Below are 17265 nucleotides of genomic sequence, written 5' to 3'. Positions count from 1 at the left end.
ACTCTTGCAACTTCTGCACTGCGGTGACCGGCCTAACTTGCTATTGGCCCGGCCATAATGGTGGGCTGTGACCATGAAGAAGACTTTGGGGATTCTACTGCTGGCGCTCATGACCATGGTGGGGGTTGCTCCGGCCGCTGTAGCAGAGGCACCGGCCAGCGTTGTTATTGAGGACACCGCCGGCGTGCTCTTCGAACCGCAATTGGTAACTGCGCTCGAGAACATCAACTTCCGTGCTCCCACGAAGGTGGTGATCTTTACCCGCAACGGCAAAAAATCCGACAACTTCAATGAGGAAGTGTTGCGCTACGCCCGAGCATTGCATCCTGACTGGCTCAGCGCGGACGGGCAAAAATTTGCCGACGGCCTGTTCATCTTCGCCTTCGATCCCGTGGGGCGCCAGGTTGGGACCTACATGGGAGAGGATCGCAAGGTGTCCTTGTCCAAGCGGGCCGCCATTCAAGATTCAGCGAGGGATTTGTTCCGTGACGCCCAGTGGACTGACGGCACCATTACCGGAGTGAAGAAGGCTGCGAAGCTGATCAATCAGCCGTGGTACCAATCAACGTGGTTCTTCATCAGCACCGGCATTGCTGCTCTTTTCACTACTCTTGGCTTCGGTATCCGTGCCGCCATGCGCAGTAAAAACCGGAAGAAAGCGGCTGAACACTTAAAGCGTGGCGACGCCGGCTTTGCCAGTGTGAGCCTTGCTTTGGAAACCACTGAGTTGAATGCCAAAACCATACCGGAGGCGTCCTCCTATGGTGCCTTAGTGCTGGAAAAATACCGGAACTTCAGCGCCCGGTATAACGAGGCCAGCGTACTTAATCAGCAATCGCACGCCTACTCTCAGAAGGAATTATCCAAAAAAGCCAATGTCATGATCGTTTGCCAGTATGCGGATCTGGCCCAAGAACTGGACGCCTTGGATGATGTCATTGGCGACACCAACACGCTTCTGAACCGTTTCTCCGGGTGGGAGGGTGCATGGGACCGTCAGATACGGCCGCTGCGCGATGACTTACATCAACTACCAACCTTGGTTTCCCAACTCGAGGCCCAAGGGCTACCCAGCACCCTTGTACTGAATTCCTTCGGTCCCCAGAAGCTGGCCGAACTTGAGCAACTAGGCGCGTCATTCCAAGAAGGGCGCATCACTCCAGAAGCCGCTCTGGATCAATTGGCGCACATCCGTGAGGGGCTGACGGCCCTGCTGCAACAGCATGCAGACGCCGCCATTGACAAGTACGCAAAAACGTCTTCTGAAAAAACGGCAATGCGCAGTTCCATGGACGCGGACCGGAAAGAGGATTTCCACCGCAGGCAGCCCACCATTCTTGGTTCGGTCTACGGGTGGAACAGCTTTTACTCGGTAGTTTCCTTCAACAGCGGCTATGTCAGCGCCCGGCAGCAAGTTGATACAACACGCAGCAACGCCAGTGCTGGTGGCAGTACCGGCTACGGTTCCAGCGGGGGCAGCTTCTCCGGTTCTGGCAGCTCTTCACGCTTCTAGTCCGACGCCGGAACTCACCTTGGACCCATCTCTCACCGGAGTGCGCCCTAGGTTGAGCAGGAGGTGGGATAGCGACCCGGGAAAACACGCCAAAGGTGGGATAGCGTCAGTTTGAGAAGGCTTCCGGGTTGACCGGGTGCGGGGGCAGCTCTCCCTTGGCCATGGCAATAGCATTGGCTGCTGCCAGCACGGCCATCTTGTTTCTGACAGGCACCGTGGCGCTGCCAATATGAGGCAGCAATACCGTGTTGGGAAGCTCCGCCAACCCCGCTGCCAGCTCGGGCTCATTCTCATACACATCCAGTCCGGCCCCGGCAATGACACCCTCACGCAACGCCGTAACGAGCGCCGCCTCATCCACCACAGGTCCGCGTGCCGTGTTGATCAAGAATGCGCCGGGCTTCATGGCAGCCAGAACGGAGGCGTCCACCAGGTGCAGGGTGTCCTCATTCAGCGGCACATGGATGGAGAGAAAATCGGCCTGCGCCACCACCTGCTCCCACGGCAGCTGCCGGACCTTACCGGCCAGGTCCCCCAGCTCTTCCTCTGAAACAATGCGTTCGGCCGGCGGCCGGGGCGAGAACACCACATCCATACCAAAAGCCGCAGCCCGGCGGGCCGTGGCCCGTGCAATCCTTCCAAAACCTGCCAGGCCCAGCACCTGCCCGGACACGTCGGAGCCCATCAGCAATTGTGGGTTCCACCCGCTGAACCCGCCGGAGCGGACCAACGAGTCAGCTTCTATGACGCGCCGGGCCGTGCCCAAAATGAGCAGCATGGCAATGTCCGCGGTGGCATCGGTGAGGACTCCGGGGGTGTTGCCCACCACAATCCCGCGGGCGGTGGCAGCAGGGACGTCAATGTTGTTGAATCCCACGGCGTAGTTGGAGACACCGCGGAGCTTGGCACTGCCCAGTAATGACGCATCGATGGTGTCTGACAGGCGTGCCACCAGCACGTCATAATCACCGCTGGCACAGAGGGCTCGCAGTGCGTCAGCGTCCGGAACCTCCGGCAACAAGGTGACATCACCGGCGTCGTACAGCAGCGCCATACCGGGCTCCGGGATGCTGGCAGTCACTAAGAATCGAGGGCTCATACTGGGTTACTCCTTGAGATCTACTGCACGTTCCGCGGGGGCTGGGGGAAGGGGTTCCGTGGCGGAATCTTCAATGTACCGCTTTGAGTTGATCATGAATGCTCCCGTCATCATGACCGCCATGCAAACTCCCAACGTGGCGAATGAGGCGCTCCAGGATCCTGTGGCATCGTGGAGGGTACCGAAGAACAGCGGGACAATTCCCGCCCCCGCATAGCCAAGACCCTGACTAAACCCGGACAGCACTGAGGATCCGTGCGTGGTCCGCGAGCGCAGATTCACCATGAGCAGTGCCATGGCGAAGGTGCCCTGGCCCAATCCGGCAAATGTCACCCACAGCCATGTCCCGTCCAGGGGAGATAAGTACAGGCCCACATGGCCGGCGCCCCAACACAGTGCAAAAACGCAGACAGCAATGATCGGGTTTTTCATGCGCGGCACCACCAGCGGCACCAACAGGCTCACCGGCAATCCGAGGATGGCAAAGTAGGCCAGCGCCGAACCTGCTGCGCCCGCATCAAGCCCCTGGCCTGAGAGGTAAGGCGGCAACCAGGTGAAATAGACGTAGGTCTGGGCGGAGTTGCCCGCCAGAAAAATGGCCAGCCCCCATGACACCGGCGAGCGCCAAGGCCGCAGCCGGGGCGTGGGCTCCTGCGAGGAGGAGGCACTGAGGTGAGCGGAGTTCGTGGATGAGATTCCGGCGCGGGGTTTGCGGTCCCGAGTGAACTGAATGATCCAGGGCAGCAAAACGGCCAGGCTCACCGCGGCCCACATGCCAATGGAGGCCCGCCAATCGGTAAGTTGCGCCACCGGAACGGCCAGCTGCGGGCTAATAGCAGTGCCCACCGATAGCAGCGTCACGTACCCGGCCGTCACCAGTCCCACACGGTCAGGGAAATACTTCTTCACCAGCGGCGGCAGCACCACGTTGCCAATGCCGTAGCCCGCCATGATCACTGCGGTGAAGCCTAGGAACGGCCACACAGAGTCTGTGGCCGCCCGGACCAACTGCCCCGCCACAGCCAAAAACACGGCGGCTACAAGAGCCTTCTCGAGGCCGAACTTACGGATCAGGACAGGGGTCAGCAGGCCAAAGATAGCGAACATCAGCGGCGGCAACATAGCCAACAGGCCCGTTGATGCGGGGTCAAAGCCCAGTTCACCGGTCAGCTCGCCCAAGAGGGGCGGCACCACGGAGACAGCAGGGCGCAAGCTCAACGCCATGACCAAGATGCCTAGTAGTGCGCCAATACGGCCGGTCCAGGGTCTCTTCAGCAGGAAATCGGTCACTGCTCAACCTTAGTCAATGCCGGCTGCAAGGTGAGAAGAGGCCAGAAAAATGGTCTGGATCCGCCCTCTAACGCCACTGGCCAACAGCGACCCGGATAGTCACACAACCCCGTAGTCTCTCTTATTCTGCAAGATCATGCAGAATAATGGCGTCATGCTACTAGGATGGAGCCACAGGCCGTTCAGCGGCCCCGGGAGCTCCGTGCCAGCTGCGGGGAAAGGCGAAACCACCATGGATGTTGCAGAACTGGGTGCGGCCTTGCGTGCCAGGCGCCGGTTACTGAACCTGACGCAAAATGAAACGGCGGACCTCGCCGATATCTCCACCCGCGTACTCAGCGATCTGGAAAACGGCCGCGAAACAGTCCGGCTGGACATCCTGACCGCCGTGGCCGCCGCCTTGGGCATGAGCCTTTCCTTGGCGGTGACCCGATGAAGAACAGCCGTGATCCGATGAAGAGTCTGGACTATGCCAAATCGGTCACCCAAGCCACCATTTATAAGCGAGGCATGGCCGCGGCAACCTTGACCCGGCAAGCCGGCTTGGGAGTTGTGTTCGCCTATCTGCCGGAGTATCTCAAGAGCGGCGGGCCCGGGATCGCCTCCACCTTGCCGGCCTTGGACGTCCCCGTCACGCTGAGCCACGGCAGCGTACCCGCCTTCTTTTCCGGGCTACTACCGGAAGGTGAGCGCCTGGCCAAGCTGCGTTGGGCCGTCAAAACCACCCTTGATGACGAATTCTCGCTGCTGATAGCCGCGGGGGAAAATCCCGTGGGAGATGTCCAGATTGTGCCCGCAGGCCAGCAGCCAGAGACCATCCCCGCGCTGCTGACAGTCACCAAAACCATGGATGACATCAACTTTGCCGATTTTGCCGCCATCCCGGGGCCTGTTGATGTGTCGGTGCTGGCTGGCCTGCAGGACAAGGTCACGGCGTCCTACCGCCATGACAAGGACCCGTCCCGCGCCTATCTCTTGAAGTTCAACGATGGCAGCCACCAGCACCAAGTTGAAACCGAGCACCTCCTGCTGACCAAGGCCCGGGCCCTGTCCATCCCCATAGCGCAGGCCCGCCTGGTGCACGACGGCGTTGGTGCGGCAGCGCTGCTAGTCTCACGTTTTGACCGGTCCCCCACCGGGCCCCTGGCGGTGGAGGACTGCGCACAACTGATGGGGTTGGGGCCGGGCCGCAAATACTCGGTACCCAGTGAGGCGGTAGCTGCCGCTGCCATCAGCATGTGTTCTTCCCAGGCTTTAGCTGCCCGAAATATTTTCCTGCAATTCCTCTTTGCCTGGCTCACAGGTAATGGAAACCTCCATGCCAAAAATATTTCAGTGGTCCAGCAACAGAGTGGTGAGTGGATGGTAGCCCCCGCATATGATCTTCAGTGCACCCTGGCTGGCGAAATTGAGCAAGGCTTCGCAGCAGGCGTGCCGGGCGGCATCCTGACAGAGCTCACCGACGGGGACCCATCCCGCGATCCCGGCATGGCCCTGCCAGTGGGCGGCAGCGCCGGCAGCCGGACAGGGCTGGACCGCAACGATTGGCTGCGCTTCGGGAGGTCTTTGAACATCCCGGAACGGCTCGTAGCCAAGTGCATTGACAAGGCGCAGGCCGCATCCTTGCTCACCACTGCGGAACTGCCGTTTGAGCGGGACGTCAGTGCCGCAGTGGTACGTGTCTTGGGAATCCGGCGGGCAGCAATCCAGAAATAGTTCAGGAGGCGTTGCGGGCGCAAAATACTTTTACTGACGAATTGCCGCTAAACTGACTCTATGCCAAGAATTGTCGCGCCCACGAACGCGGCGCAGCGCGAGCAGACGCAGCGCAAAATCCTCAACGCCTTTGGCGAGCTTCTGTTCACCCACGGCCTTCCCGGCCTGACCATGACCGATGTTGCCCGGACTGCTGGTGTGGGAAGAACCGCCGTCTACAACTACTTCGCCGATCTGGAACAACTTCTGGTGGCCTACGCCCTGGATGAGACCGGCAAGTTTGTTGTTGAGCTCAAGAGCAAACTGGAGGGCCAAGAAAATCCAGTGGACCGCCTGGCTGTTTATGTGCGGGCCCAAATGGAGGACCTCACCCGGCGCCACCTGCCTCCCGGACCGGCCATGCGCTCTGTTCTCTCAAGCGAATCGTTCGCCAAGTTAGGTATTCACGTTGGCGAACTCAACACTATCTTGACGGATATTCTGCGCGCCGGGATGGCTCAGCGTTACCTACCCGCTGCAGACGTTGACGGCCTGGTTCAGCTCATCCACGGCTCGTTGACGGCAAGTGCCTCAAGGCGCAACATGGACACCCCGGATGAAGAGCACATTGCGGGGGCCGTCAGGTTCATTCAAGCCGGAGTTGGCGCAAGCTTCGACGCCAAGGGACGCCCCGTCCAGCAGGGCTAGGCTCTCTGGCAGGCTTCTCTTTGGCAGGCACAGTTATCTGGCAGGCCGAGCTATCCGGCAGGTACAGTGGCGCCTTCGCTGGGTGTACCTTCGCTGGGTGCCGGGCTCAGGCGCGGGCAGGAGAGCACCCCCGCGCTCTGATCCACTTGTTTGGCAGCCACCAGATCAGCAAAGAGGCCCGTCACCACAACATCCACTGTGGCATCTTCGCGGTTGTCTTCAACGTATTCACTGTCAGGGAAGTTGCGCTGCAAATTAAACGCCGCAGCACGGCCGGCAGGTCCGGAGGTGATCACCGTGGGGGCCTGAAGAGCCACTCCCTTATTATCAACTTCCTTGACTTGGTAACCGCGTTTCTTCAGTTCGGCACCCACCTTCCCCGCCAAGCCTTCAACAGTGCTGCCGTTGAAAATGTTCACGCTTACGGCCTTGTTGGCCGGATAGTCAAGGGTCTCTGTGGGGCAGGCCCACTGGGTGGGGCTAGGCCGCCCGGCCCCCAATTTCAGTTCCAGCTCTCCGCGCTGGACCATCCCCACCAGCACCAACCCGGCCACCACCAACGCCAGGAGCAACAACAACACGGTGGCGTGGGTAATGCGCCGGCGCACGGTGCTGGATAATATTTCAGGCGATTCAGGCTCGGGGAACGCCTGGGCTAAACCATCCGTGTCCACAATGTGGTGCCCGCGCCAGGTGGTGCCGTCTTTCTTCCTCTTGCGCTGCATGCGAAGTTCGTACGCTTCGTCTTTGGCCTGGCGGCGCGCTTCCCTCTGCGCCCTGCGATGCTGGCGCGCAGTGAGCAGCACCTCACTCTCCGCTGCGGGGCTCTCCGGCGCGGGACCGTCCGTGGACTGCCCCGCAGGCGGCCTAGTCATCTATCTCCAGAACGCGGGCGTGCAAAATGGTGCGCTGGTGCAGGGCCGTCCTCACAGCACGGTGCAGACCATCCTCCAAATACAAGGTGCCCCGCCACAGGACCACGTGCGGGAACAAGTCACCGAAGAAGGTGGAGTCCTCAGCCAGGAGGGCTTCTAAGTCCAGCTGAGCTTTGGTGGTGACCAGATCGGCCAGACGGACTTGGCGCGGCGCCACGCCGGCCCAGTCCTTGGGCGTGACGAAGCCATGCTCCGGGTACGGGCGTTTATCGCCAACTGCTTTGAAGATCACCCCTTCAGACTAAGGACAAGAGGGGGTGAAAGGAACTGTGTGACTCACCCGCGTCCCGGTGTGTTGCACAATGGTTATGCAAAGTGGCTCTTGTCCACTGCTGCTGAGAACATGGTTCCATGACAATCGCGCACCCTCCCCTTGCCCTTCTCCTTGATGTTGACGGCCCGCTCGCCAGCCCCGTTACCCGGCGTGTGTCCGCTGACATCATCGTCAACTTGATCGAATTGGTGCGCCGAGGCATCCCCGTAGTCTTCAACACCGGGCGCTCCGACGCCTTCATTTCCGAGCAGCTGATGCATCCCATGCTCCAGGCCGGCCTGCCCCAGGGCTCTGTGGTCCACGCCATTTGTGAAAAGGGTGCCGTCTGGTTCAGCTTCACCTCCGAGGGGCCCGGCCCCGTCCATGTTGATAAGTCACTGGCCATGCCTGCCGAATTTGGGACGGGGATTCGCAAGCTGGTGGCGAACTCCTACGCCGATTACATGTTCTTTGATGAAACTAAGCGGGCCATGGTCTCCGTGGAGCAGCACATTGAGGTGGAGAGCGGCAATTATCTGGCCCAGCAGGAAAAGTTCGACGCCGACGCGCTAGTGCTACTGGCCGCGCACGGCTTGGGCGCTGTCCGCCTTGAGCACCGGGCGCCCGGGTCCAATGGTGGCGTGGATTACCGGGTAGATCCCTCCATCATTTCCACCGATATTGAATCGGTGCAGTTGGGCAAGGACCTTGGCGCAAGCCGCGCCGTGGAGCTTCTGGCAGCGCAGCGAATTGTGCCGCAGGCGTGGCGGACGGTAGGCGATTCCCGCACTGACTACGCCATGGCTGATTGGTTGCACCACCGGGACCACTGCGTGAAGCACGTCGATGTCCGTCCGGGCGAGGGCGTACTGGCCAAGCCGTACCCAGTGCAGACCGCAGCGGATCTGAACCTGAGCGATGACGTGGTTAACGACTTCGCTGGCGCCGCATTCCTGCAGTTTTGGCTGGACGGGTTGGCAGCTTAACGCCACAAGGGCGGGTAGACGGGGCGCCGTTACTGCCAACTCCTGGTGCCCCTCCGCTGCAAGTTCATGCTGGAATCTCAGCAAGAACCGCTTCCACTGCAGCGAGCAGCTCAGGCCCATCAGGGGTAACGGCTGAGGAAAAGCGCGCCCGCACGTCGCCGTCGTGCGTGATCAGGAACTTTTCAAAGTTCCATTTGATTGGCTCGGCACCATTGCCTGTAAGCCGTGCATAGATGGGGTGAGCCGCAGCGCCATTGACATCGCTCTTGGTGGCAAGGGGGAAGGTGACACCGAAGTTCTTACGGCAGAACTCCGCAATTTCTTCCTCTGTGCCCGGCTCCTGAGCGCCAAATTGGTTGCAGGGAATGCCAACAACCACCAAGCCATGGTCGCGGTATTTTTCGTACAGTGCTTCAAGGGCGTCGTATTGCGGGGTAAATCCGCAGGCAGAAGCAACATTGACCAGTAGCACCGCTTTGGGAGCCAACTGCGCCAGTGTGGGCGCAGTGCCGTCGTTGAGAGCGAGGGGGATAGTGTTCAGGCTTTGCGTATTCACAGCCCGAGTCTAGCGCCGCACCGCCCCTGCCTACATGTGGCGCTCTACAGTTCCAGGATGCCGTTGTTAGGTTTGGATGCCTGTGCACGGGGCTCCAAACCTAACAACGGCATCCCGAGCCAGTCTTCAACATTAAGGCAACGCAAAACGACCCCTGGAAACTTTTCGGTTTCCAGGGGTCGTATTTGGCGGAGGATGGGGGATTTGAACCCCCGAGGGCGTTAACCCAACACGCGTTCCAGGCGTGCGCCATAGGCCGCTAGGCGAATCCTCCAACTTGCCGTGCAGAACACGGCAGGTTCAAGAGTACCTGACAAAGTGCCCAACTCACGAATCGGTCAGCGAACAAGTGACGTACACCATAATTCCGGCCACAAGTCAGCTCAAATCCTGGCAGGAAGTAAAGGGCAGCACGGTCCCGCTTAAGCCCCACCACCCTTACTTCACTCACTGCGGTCAACGCCTGAGACGGACCGAATCTGAGAATGTGGCCGCACCTTCGGCACATCTAGCGCCCGGTGACCCGCATCTCCATCGCCGCCGTTACGAACCCTGCCAGCGCAAAGGCAACAGTCATTATCATGAGGATGGCTTGCTGCCCCGAGTGCCGGTTCGTGCGTTGGGTGGAATGGGTGGAAAAGACTTCACTGCGGACCAGAACCAATATGGCGCTGCCAAAAGCTAATGCCCAAAAGATCCATTTTAAGATGTCATAGTCCGGCATGATCCTCGCCCCTATAAGCGCCCAGCGCCGCTGAGAGGCGCGGCGGCCCAAGGCTGCATGTTCGTCTATCAATAAGGTGCCCCTGTGGTGAACGTATCACCGCCGCCACAAAATTGAAACAGCTTCTCCGGGGCTCCGGGATGAGCTAGCGTGTAGCCGTCCGTTCCCGCCATGCCCCGACGGGAGGGAACGGCTGATTCGCAACTGACCGGCAATGTCAGGTAAGCTGATTCCCGGCCCCTCATGTGGCGTCACCCTGTGAACTCCCCCAGGACCGGAAGGTAGCAAGGGTAAGCGGGCTCTGGCGGGTGCATGGGGGGTCTTTATTTATCCCCAGATGCCCCCAATATGCGCGCATCGTGCGGCAATTTGTCAGGCGGATTAGATAGGGTTTCAACTGTGAACGCACCAACAGCCCTGTACCGCCGGTACCGCCCAGATTCCTTCGCCACCTTAATCGGTCAAGATCACGTCACGGCGCCCCTTATGGCTGCTCTGGAAAAGAACCGTGTCAATCACGCCTACCTCTTCTCCGGCCCGCGTGGCTGCGGAAAGACTACCTCAGCCCGGATCCTTGCCCGGTGCCTGAACTGCGCTAAGGGACCCACCTCGCACCCCTGCGGGGAGTGTGATAGCTGCATTGAACTGGCCCGAGGCGGCGCTGGCTCCCTTGATGTCATTGAAATTGATGCTGCCAGTCACGGTGGTGTTGACGATGCCCGCGATCTGCGCGAACGCGCCACCTTTGCCCCAATTCGTGACCGGTACAAGATTTTCATCATCGATGAAGCCCATATGGTCACCTCCGCCGGATTCAATGCGCTGCTGAAAATTGTTGAAGAGCCGCCGGAACACATCAAGTTCATCTTTGCCACCACTGAGCCTGACAAGGTCATTGGCACAATTCGCTCACGCACCCATCACTACCCCTTCAGGCTGGTGCCCCCGGAGCCGCTCATGGCGTATCTGGCACAGCTGTGTGAACAAGAGAATATGTCCGTCGCCCCGGGCGTCTTGTCCTTGGTGGTGCGTGCCGGCGGCGGTTCCGTCCGTGATTCATTGTCAGTTCTCGATCAGCTGATGGCCGGAGCCCCGGAAACAGGTCTTGATTATGACTTGGCCGTGGATCTGCTCGGTTACACCCATTCTTCATTGCTGGACGATGTTGTGGAGGCACTTGCAGCAGCTGACTCCGCTACGGTTTTCAAATCCGTGGACAGGGTCATCCAGACTGGCCATGATCCCCGGCGCTTCGTCGAGGACCTGCTGGAGCGCTTCCGTGACCTCATCATTGTCCAAGCCATGCCGGAAAGCGCCCACGCAATCCTGCGTGGAACCCCGGAGGAACTCATTGCCCGGATGCAAACGCAGGCAGCCCAGCTCGGTGCTGCTGAACTCTCCCGCGCAGCAGATGTCACCAACGCGGCCTTCAATGAGATGACTGGCGCAACGTCACCGCGGCTGCATCTTGAGCTGCTGGGCGCGCGGCTCCTGCTCCCGGGAGCCGATTCCTCCACTCGGGGTATGGCCACCCGCCTTGACCAGCTTGAACGTCGACTCAATTACGCCGGCACACCCACAGCTTCATCTTCAGTGTTGGCCTCAGCTGGCACACCCGGTTCACCAGAGCAGGGCGTGCCCACACAGAGCTACCCCTCCTCCAACACCGCCTCTTCCAGCGCCGCGGCAGCCCCTTACCAAGCTGCGCCCGGCAGCTCAGCAAACGCTCCAGAAGCAGCTGGTTCCAGCAGTGAATCCGGCAGTGGTTGGGCAGCGGTACGGGCGCAAATAGCCCGAGCGAAAGAAGCAGCTGGCGCCGAAGTTGCGGCCCGGCCGTCCTCCCCCGCCGTCCCCGGGCCTGACGCAGCCCAACCAGTTTCACCCGAGGACCAGTCAACTCCCGCCACAAAGCCTGTTCAGCCTGTTCAACGCGAGCAGGCGGTCCAGGCGGTCCAGCCGGTTAACGCTGAGCAGCAGGTGCAGACACCCCAGCCGTCACAGGCCGCACGCACGTGGGATGACTTACCCACCCCCGGTGGGCACTCCAGCATCCCCGCTGAACAGCCAGTTGCCCCGATGGCCGCTCACCAGGCACCAGCGGAGCAATCTGCGCCGCAGCAGGCAAGCGGTCCGGCTGCATCCGTGCCATCGGGGTCCTCCGGCATTGAAGTTATCCGCCGCGCTTGGCCGGAAATTACCGCTGCCGTGAGAAACATTCGCATGGCTTCGTGGGTCTTTGTAAACCAAAGCGTTATGCCGCAAACCTTTGATGGCAAGGAGTTGCGTGTGGGGATCCCCTCCACCGGACTCATCACCGCGTTCAGCAACAGCGGCCATATGGCGAATCTGCAACAAGCCATTAACCAGGTTCTTGGCTTGAGTGTTCAGATCCTTCCTGTCGACGGCGAGGCCCCGAAAGCGAGCTCTGAACCAAACCCAAAAGTTCAAACTGGTAGCCCTTCGCCACGGCGTGAAGGGACTGGTAACAATGCCGCCCCACCCGTAGCCACCAGCACAGGACATTCCAGCACAGGGCAGTGGCAGCAGGCCGCTGCGTCGCAGCCGACCCCCGGGCAGACCGCCGCAGCACCTGTCATGTCACCCGCCGCGGGCCCTGCCGTGGCACCCAACCCTTCCACAGCCCCTACCAGCCCGGCCCCAGCGACCGATGACTGGGGACTCCCTGTGGAACCGCACCACAGGGCAGTTCCTGCGACCGAGGCCCCCTCGGCACCGCCATCACCGCCATCACCGCCAACATCCACGGCCCCACCTGCTGCTTCAGCACCGGCACTTCAGCCATCGGTATCCGGCCAGACGGATCCTTCCACGGCATCAGCACCGCCAGCGGCGGCGCAGTCCACAGCCTCTTCCATTCCCTGGGACGGTCCGCTCGAGCCAAGCGATCCGTGGGATGAGCCCTACCCGGACTTCGTCCCTCCCCCGGATCCTTACGAGTCCGGCGCAGCTTACCTGCCAGCTGATCTTTACCACCCAGACGAATCCATACACACCCCAACTGGAACGAATACGGCGGTATCCAACCCGGCAACATCGGATCAGGCTGCATCGAGCCAGCTCACGTCCGGACCCAACCCGGCAGCGCCTCCTGCCGCCGAACCGTATGTTCCCCCGAAGATCTCACCTATTGCAGCCTGGACTACGGGTTGGGATGCGCCGGCCGTTGCAGAACCGGCGGCTGCCCCCAGCACACCCGAAGCCCCTCGCCGCAGCGAACTTTTGGCCCAGCAAGCAGCCCACCAGGGCACCCAGCCAAATTCAGCAGACTCCGGCGATCCCGAACATGCCGTCCAGGATTGGGGTGTATCTCTGGGACAGACGCGCCGCTCAGATGTGGCTGATCCTGGCTGGGGCGCTATGTCCTCCGCACCCGATTGGGCCCAGCCAGGAACTTCGGCAATCGCTGATTCCCCTGCTCCAACAGCAGAAACAGTAGAAACTGTAAAAACAGCGGAAACTTCCACGGCAGAACAGCCCACGGCACCTGCTGCCGGCGCACAGTCCGGCTCTCTGGCAAGTTCTGAGGCAGTGAACGCACCGGACTTTACGGTGGCCTCCGTGAGCCCCGCTCCTCTGGCCCAGTTGGCCGAGGCTGCCCAAACCCCGGCACCGGCCCAGGTGAGTGATCCTGCGCAGGAGGCACCGGGGCCGAACGGGGCAGTGGGTGGGGAAAAGCTGAGCATGTATCAGCGGCTGGCTAACAGCTCCGAAGCCCAGGCTGCCCGCGCCCAGGCACCGGCAGTAGCCGCGGCCGGGCCCTACGTGGAGGACGTCCCCAGCCCGGACGATGTCACCATCGAGGAATCTGGTGTGGTGGGGCAGGCTGCTGTTGAGCGTATTCTGGGCGGAGTACTCGTGGAAGAACGCGCACTGAACCCGAACCTCTGACCCGTCTCCCAAGCGCGGCGGACGAATCCACGGATCCGCGGAGCATAATCAGGCACACCGCCGTATTTTTGAACCACTAGTTTTAGATCAATAGACAAGAGGCATTGTGTACGAAGGAGCAGTTCAAGAGCTCATTGATGAGCTGGGGCGCCTGCCAGGGATCGGCCCCAAATCGGCTCAGCGGCTGGCGTTCCATATCCTGGAAGCGGAAACTGAGGACATGCAACGGCTGGTCCGTGCCATCGTCACCGTGAAGGAACGTGTGAAGTTCTGCACCGTGTGCGGCAACGTCACCGAGGCGGAACTGTGTAACATCTGCCGCGATGACCGCCGCGATCCCACCATCATTTGCGTGGTTGAGGAATCCAAGGATGTCCTCGCCGTGGAGCGCACACGCGCCTTCCGAGGCCGCTACCATGTGCTGGGCGGCTCCATCAATCCGATCGCCGGAATTGGCCCGGACCAGCTGCGCATCCGTGAACTGCTCACCCGCCTCAATGACAGCCAAATCCAGGAAATCATCATTGCCACCGACCCCAACCTCGAGGGCGAAGCCACGGCAACGTATCTCTCACGCATGCTCAAAACCATCGGGATCGCCGTGACCCGCCTTGCTTCCGGCCTGCCCGTGGGCGGCGACTTGGAATACGCCGACGAGGTCACTCTGGGCCGTGCCTTCGAAGGCCGCCGCAACGCACTGACCTAAACCAGCACCAAGCACGACGCCGGGTGCCCGGCTTCCCTGTTTACCCTTGCGTTGCGCTGGCGCGCAGTTGCGCTAGGCGCTCCTGCGTGGGGGTTCCCGCGGTGGGCACGTACATCACCAAGTGCAGATCAGGGACATCGGAGGGCACCAGACGGTGCTGTTCAAAGACCAGCTCCCCCACCTCTGCCTGCAGGAAAATCCGCTGCCGCGAGGAGAAGTTCAGCACCACTCGTTCTGCCCAGATACTGGCAAATTCCGTGCTGGCATCTGCCAATTTACGCACCAACGCAGTGTGTGGCGCCGAGCCCAGCCGTGGACCTGCCTCGGCACGGAATTCCGCAACAAAGTTGCGCGAGGTGATGTCCCAATCGGGCAACATCTGGCGCAATTGCGGATCTGTGAAGACCAGCCACAACAAATTGCGTTCAACCTTTTCCACCACGGCAATACGCGAATAAAGGGCTTGATAGGCCGCGTTCCACCCTGCTATCCCCCAATCCGGGGCAACGGCAAAAACGGGGAACTCCAATGCATCCAACAACGCCTGAAGATGCGGTGGCACCCCTTCCATGGCACTCGCCCCAACCACCGGCGAGGCACCATGGCCTCCTAAGGCCAGAACATAAGCCTGTTCTGCCGGGCTGAGCCGCAGCACCCGGCCAACGGATTCAAGTACCTGCCGGGAGGCATTGATGTCCCGGCCCTGTTCCAGCCAGGTGTACCAGGTGACACTGACGGCTGCGAACGCCGCAACCTCCTCGCGCCGCAACCCCATGGTCCGGCTGCGGCCAATAGGTGCCAACCCGTGCTCCGCACGAAGCAGCCCGGTGCGGCGGTCGCGGAGAAACTGGCCCAGCTCACGGCGTCGTTCTTCATTCATTTGAACAAATCTAGCACTGCCACTACTAGTATTAGCGCCGTCTTCCTCCCACTGGCGGAATGCTGGTTAACTACTCTTATGCCTCCTTTACGTTCACGCACAGTCACCCACGGCCGCAACATGGCCGGCGCCCGCGCCCTCATGATGGCCTCCGGCGTTGCCAAAGCCGATATCGGCAAGCCGATCGTCGCCGTGGCCAACTCCTTTACCGAGTTTGTCCCGGGCCACACGCACCTTGCCCCCGTGGGCCGGATTGTCTCCGACGCCATCCACGCAGCCGGTGCTATTGCCCGCGAATTCAACACGATCGCCGTGGATGACGGGATCGCGATGGGTCACGGCGGCATGCTCTACTCGCTGCCCTCACGCGATCTGATCGCCGATTCCGTGGAATACATGGTCAACGCCCACTGCGCCGACGTGCTGGTGTGCATCTCCAACTGTGACAAGATCACCCCCGGCATGCTCATGGCCGCACTGCGCCTGAACATCCCCACCGTGTTTGTTTCCGGCGGCCCCATGGAAGCCGGCCGGGTCACCCTGACCGACGGTTCCATCCGCACACTGGATCTGGTCAACGCCATTTCTGACGCCGTGGACCCCTCCATCTCCGACGAGGACATCAACCTCATTGAAGAGAACGCCTGCCCCACCTGCGGCTCCTGCTCAGGCATGTTCACGGCCAACTCCATGAACTGCCTGACCGAAGCCATTGGGCTCTCGCTGCCCGGCAACGGCTCACTGCTGGCCACCCACACCGCGCGCAAGGAACTCTACGAGCGCGCCGGTGCCACCGCCGTCGCCATTGCCAAGCGCTACTACGAGGACGACGACGCCTCCGTACTGCCGCGGTCCATCGCCTCCTTCGAGGCGTTCGATAACGCCATGGCCCTGGATATTGCCATGGGCGGCTCCACCAACACGATCCTGCACCTTCTCGCCGCAGCACAGGAAGCGGGCCTGAAGTACGATCTTGAGGATATTGACGCCAAATCCCGTCAGGTACCCTGCCTGGCCAAGGTGGCCCCGAACGTGGCAGGCGATAAGACCTACTACATGGAGGACGTACACCGCGCCGGCGGCATCCCCGCCCTGCTCGGTGAGCTGAACCGCGGCGGGCTGCTGCACACCAACGTTAAATCAGTCCACTCCGAGGGACTCACCGATTGGTTGGACGACTGGGACATCCGCGGCGGCAAGCCCACGGAAGAGGCCAAGGCTCTGTGGACCGCAGCCCCCGGTGGCCAGCGCTCCTCCACGGCGTTCTCGCAGTCTGCCGAGTGGACCTCGCTGGACACCGACGCCGCCGGTGGCTGCCTGCGCGATGTTGCGCACGCCTTCTCCAAGGACGGTGGCTTGGCCGTGCTGCGCGGAAACATTGCGCTCGACGGCGCCGTGGTCAAGACCGCGGGTGTGGACGAGTCCATCTGGACGTTCGAGGGCCCGGCCGTGGTCTGCGAATCCCAGGACGAAGCCGTGGAAAAGATCCTCTCCAAGGTGGTCAAGGCTGGGGACGTGGTGGTCATCCGCTACGAAGGCCCGCGCGGTGGCCCCGGCATGCAGGAAATGCTCTACCCCACCTCATTCTTGAAGGGCCTGAAGCTGGGCAAGGTCTGTGCGCTGATCACGGACGGCCGCTTCTCCGGCGGCACCTCCGGACTCTCCATTGGCCACGTCTCCCCCGAGGCTGCGGCCGGCGGACCCATCGCGCTGGTCAGGGATGGGGACATCATCCGCATCGACATCCCCAACCGTTCCCTAGAACTTATGGTGGATCCGGTGGAGCTTGATGCCCGCCGCGAACTCCTTGAATCCACCACCGGCTACCAGCCTGTGGGCCGCGAGCGCGAGGTCTCCCCCGCCCTTCGCGCCTACGCCTCCATGGCCACGAGCGCAGACAAGGGCGCCATCCGCCAGATCCCGGCAGATGTGGTGCTCATGAAGGCACCCCAGGTTCCCGTTCTGCAGTAGTTCAGCAGGCGAAAAGCCCAAAATTCGCATCGAGTGCATA

Annotated in this window: 15 protein-coding genes, 1 tRNA gene and 1 other RNA gene; 9 read left to right on the top strand and 8 right to left on the bottom strand. The window is 61.3% G+C overall.

Translation table 11 applies throughout. From position 1 onward, the window contains the following. Positions 1-73: 73 nt before the first annotated feature. A complete protein-coding gene (locus CVS29_RS08740; protein WP_110105916.1) occupies positions 74-1513 on the top strand; it encodes a DUF5129 domain-containing protein in 1440 nt (479 codons plus the stop codon). Between the two features lie 106 nt (positions 1514-1619). On the opposite strand, the gene CVS29_RS08735 is transcribed toward CVS29_RS08740, so the two are convergent. Together CVS29_RS08735 and CVS29_RS08730 are read right to left on the bottom strand one after the other, a co-directional pair. Then, complete coding sequence (locus CVS29_RS08735) at positions 1620-2612, bottom strand: 2-hydroxyacid dehydrogenase (RefSeq protein ID WP_110105915.1); 993 nt, start codon at positions 2610-2612, stop codon at positions 1620-1622. Positions 2613-2618: 6 nt separating this feature from the next. Continuing rightward, positions 2619-3902 carry an MFS transporter gene (locus tag CVS29_RS08730; RefSeq protein ID WP_245932131.1) on the bottom strand — a complete coding sequence of 428 codons (1284 nt, stop codon included), beginning with the start codon at positions 3900-3902 and terminating at the stop codon, positions 2619-2621. 232 nt (positions 3903-4134) lie between these two features. Here CVS29_RS08730 and CVS29_RS08725 point away from each other — a divergent pair, with 232 nt between their 5' ends. The 3 genes from CVS29_RS08725 to CVS29_RS08715 are packed head-to-tail and all read left to right on the top strand — an operon-like array spanning position 4135 to position 6305. Continuing rightward, positions 4135-4338 carry a helix-turn-helix domain-containing protein gene (locus CVS29_RS08725; protein WP_245932130.1) on the top strand — a complete coding sequence of 68 codons (204 nt, stop codon included), beginning with the start codon at positions 4135-4137 and terminating at the stop codon, positions 4336-4338. After that, positions 4335-5618: a type II toxin-antitoxin system HipA family toxin gene (locus tag CVS29_RS08720; protein ID WP_110105914.1), complete on the top strand. Its 1284-nt coding sequence runs from the start codon at positions 4335-4337 to the stop codon at positions 5616-5618. Before CVS29_RS08725 ends, CVS29_RS08720 begins: the two co-directional genes overlap by 4 nt. 60 nt (positions 5619-5678) lie before the next feature. Further along, on the top strand, positions 5679-6305 hold the full coding sequence (locus tag CVS29_RS08715) for a TetR/AcrR family transcriptional regulator (RefSeq protein ID WP_110105913.1): 627 nt from the start codon (positions 5679-5681) through the stop codon (positions 6303-6305). Between the two features lie 50 nt (positions 6306-6355). On the opposite strand, the gene CVS29_RS08710 is transcribed toward CVS29_RS08715, so the two are convergent. Both CVS29_RS08710 and CVS29_RS08705 read right to left on the bottom strand, forming a co-directional pair. Next, the gene (locus CVS29_RS08710) at positions 6356-7180 is read right to left on the bottom strand and encodes a LytR C-terminal domain-containing protein (RefSeq protein ID WP_110105912.1); all 825 of its coding nucleotides are present in this window, start codon (positions 7178-7180) and stop codon (positions 6356-6358) included. After that, on the bottom strand, positions 7173-7472 hold the full coding sequence (locus tag CVS29_RS08705) for a type II toxin-antitoxin system VapB family antitoxin (RefSeq protein ID WP_110105911.1): 300 nt from the start codon (positions 7470-7472) through the stop codon (positions 7173-7175). The genes CVS29_RS08710 and CVS29_RS08705 overlap by 8 nt, the downstream gene beginning before the upstream one ends. 119 nt (positions 7473-7591) lie before the next feature. Between CVS29_RS08705 and CVS29_RS08700 the strand changes: the two genes are divergently transcribed. Next, entirely contained in the window at positions 7592-8479 is an 888-nt protein-coding gene (locus CVS29_RS08700) for a Cof-type HAD-IIB family hydrolase (RefSeq protein WP_110105910.1), read from the top strand. Between the two features lie 64 nt (positions 8480-8543). Here CVS29_RS08700 and CVS29_RS08695 read toward each other — a convergent pair whose 3' ends face one another. The 3 genes from CVS29_RS08695 to CVS29_RS08685 form a co-directional block, all read right to left on the bottom strand. Further along, positions 8544-9035: a glutathione peroxidase gene (locus CVS29_RS08695; RefSeq protein ID WP_110105909.1), complete on the bottom strand. Its 492-nt coding sequence runs from the start codon at positions 9033-9035 to the stop codon at positions 8544-8546. Positions 9036-9221: 186 nt separating this feature from the next. Further along, positions 9222-9309 (bottom strand) — tRNA-Ser (locus CVS29_RS08690). A gap of 234 nt (positions 9310-9543) precedes the next feature. Then, positions 9544-9759, bottom strand: a complete 216-nt coding sequence (locus CVS29_RS08685) for a hypothetical protein (RefSeq protein ID WP_146213025.1) — start codon at positions 9757-9759, stop codon at positions 9544-9546. Positions 9760-9991: 232 nt separating this feature from the next. Here CVS29_RS08685 and ffs point away from each other — a divergent pair. The 3 genes from ffs to recR all read left to right on the top strand — a co-directional run bounded on the left by ffs (position 9992) and on the right by recR (position 14374). Further along, positions 9992-10087, top strand: an RNA gene (gene ffs / locus CVS29_RS08680) — signal recognition particle sRNA small type. A gap of 71 nt (positions 10088-10158) precedes the next feature. After that, positions 10159-13668 (top strand): DNA polymerase III subunit gamma and tau, encoded by a 3510-nt coding sequence (locus CVS29_RS08675; RefSeq protein ID WP_245932129.1) that lies wholly within the window; start codon positions 10159-10161, stop codon positions 13666-13668. Between the two features lie 106 nt (positions 13669-13774). After that, entirely contained in the window at positions 13775-14374 is a 600-nt protein-coding gene (gene recR / locus CVS29_RS08670; RefSeq protein WP_110105907.1) for a recombination mediator RecR, read from the top strand. 40 nt (positions 14375-14414) lie between these two features. On the opposite strand, the gene CVS29_RS08665 is transcribed toward recR, so the two are convergent. Continuing rightward, complete coding sequence (locus CVS29_RS08665; RefSeq protein WP_110105906.1) at positions 14415-15254, bottom strand: helix-turn-helix transcriptional regulator; 840 nt, start codon at positions 15252-15254, stop codon at positions 14415-14417. Positions 15255-15332: 78 nt separating this feature from the next. Here CVS29_RS08665 and ilvD point away from each other — a divergent pair, with 78 nt between their 5' ends. Then, entirely contained in the window at positions 15333-17225 is a 1893-nt protein-coding gene (gene ilvD, locus CVS29_RS08660) for a dihydroxy-acid dehydratase (RefSeq protein WP_110105905.1), read from the top strand. The last annotated feature ends 40 nt before the right edge of the window (positions 17226-17265 follow it).

It is taken from the genome of Arthrobacter psychrochitiniphilus (assembly GCF_003185915.1).
In the GTDB taxonomy this organism is placed as follows: domain Bacteria; phylum Actinomycetota; class Actinomycetes; order Actinomycetales; family Micrococcaceae; genus Specibacter; species Specibacter psychrochitiniphilus.
Note: the sequence above shows the minus strand (reverse complement) of the source record. Positions and strands in the feature narration are given on the sequence as shown.

Bases quoted from the DNA above. Each gene is read 5' to 3' on its own strand.
- CVS29_RS08710 (WP_110105912.1), bottom strand. From the start codon at position 7,180: ATGACTAGGCCGCCTGCGGGGCAGTCCACGGACGGTCCCGCGCCGGAG.
- ilvD (WP_110105905.1), top strand. From the start codon at position 15,333: ATGCCTCCTTTACGTTCACGCACAGTCACCCACGGCCGCAACATGGCC.
- CVS29_RS08725 (WP_245932130.1), top strand. From the start codon at position 4,135: ATGGATGTTGCAGAACTGGGTGCGGCCTTGCGTGCCAGGCGCCGGTTA.
- CVS29_RS08685 (WP_146213025.1), bottom strand. From the start codon at position 9,759: ATGCCGGACTATGACATCTTAAAATGGATCTTTTGGGCATTAGCTTTT.
- CVS29_RS08720 (WP_110105914.1), top strand. From the start codon at position 4,335: ATGAAGAACAGCCGTGATCCGATGAAGAGTCTGGACTATGCCAAATCG.
- CVS29_RS08735 (WP_110105915.1), bottom strand. From the start codon at position 2,612: ATGAGCCCTCGATTCTTAGTGACTGCCAGCATCCCGGAGCCCGGTATG.
- CVS29_RS08715 (WP_110105913.1), top strand. From the start codon at position 5,679: ATGCCAAGAATTGTCGCGCCCACGAACGCGGCGCAGCGCGAGCAGACG.
- CVS29_RS08740 (WP_110105916.1), top strand. From the start codon at position 74: ATGAAGAAGACTTTGGGGATTCTACTGCTGGCGCTCATGACCATGGTG.
- CVS29_RS08665 (WP_110105906.1), bottom strand. From the start codon at position 15,254: ATGAATGAAGAACGACGCCGTGAGCTGGGCCAGTTTCTCCGCGACCGC.
- CVS29_RS08700 (WP_110105910.1), top strand. From the start codon at position 7,592: ATGACAATCGCGCACCCTCCCCTTGCCCTTCTCCTTGATGTTGACGGC.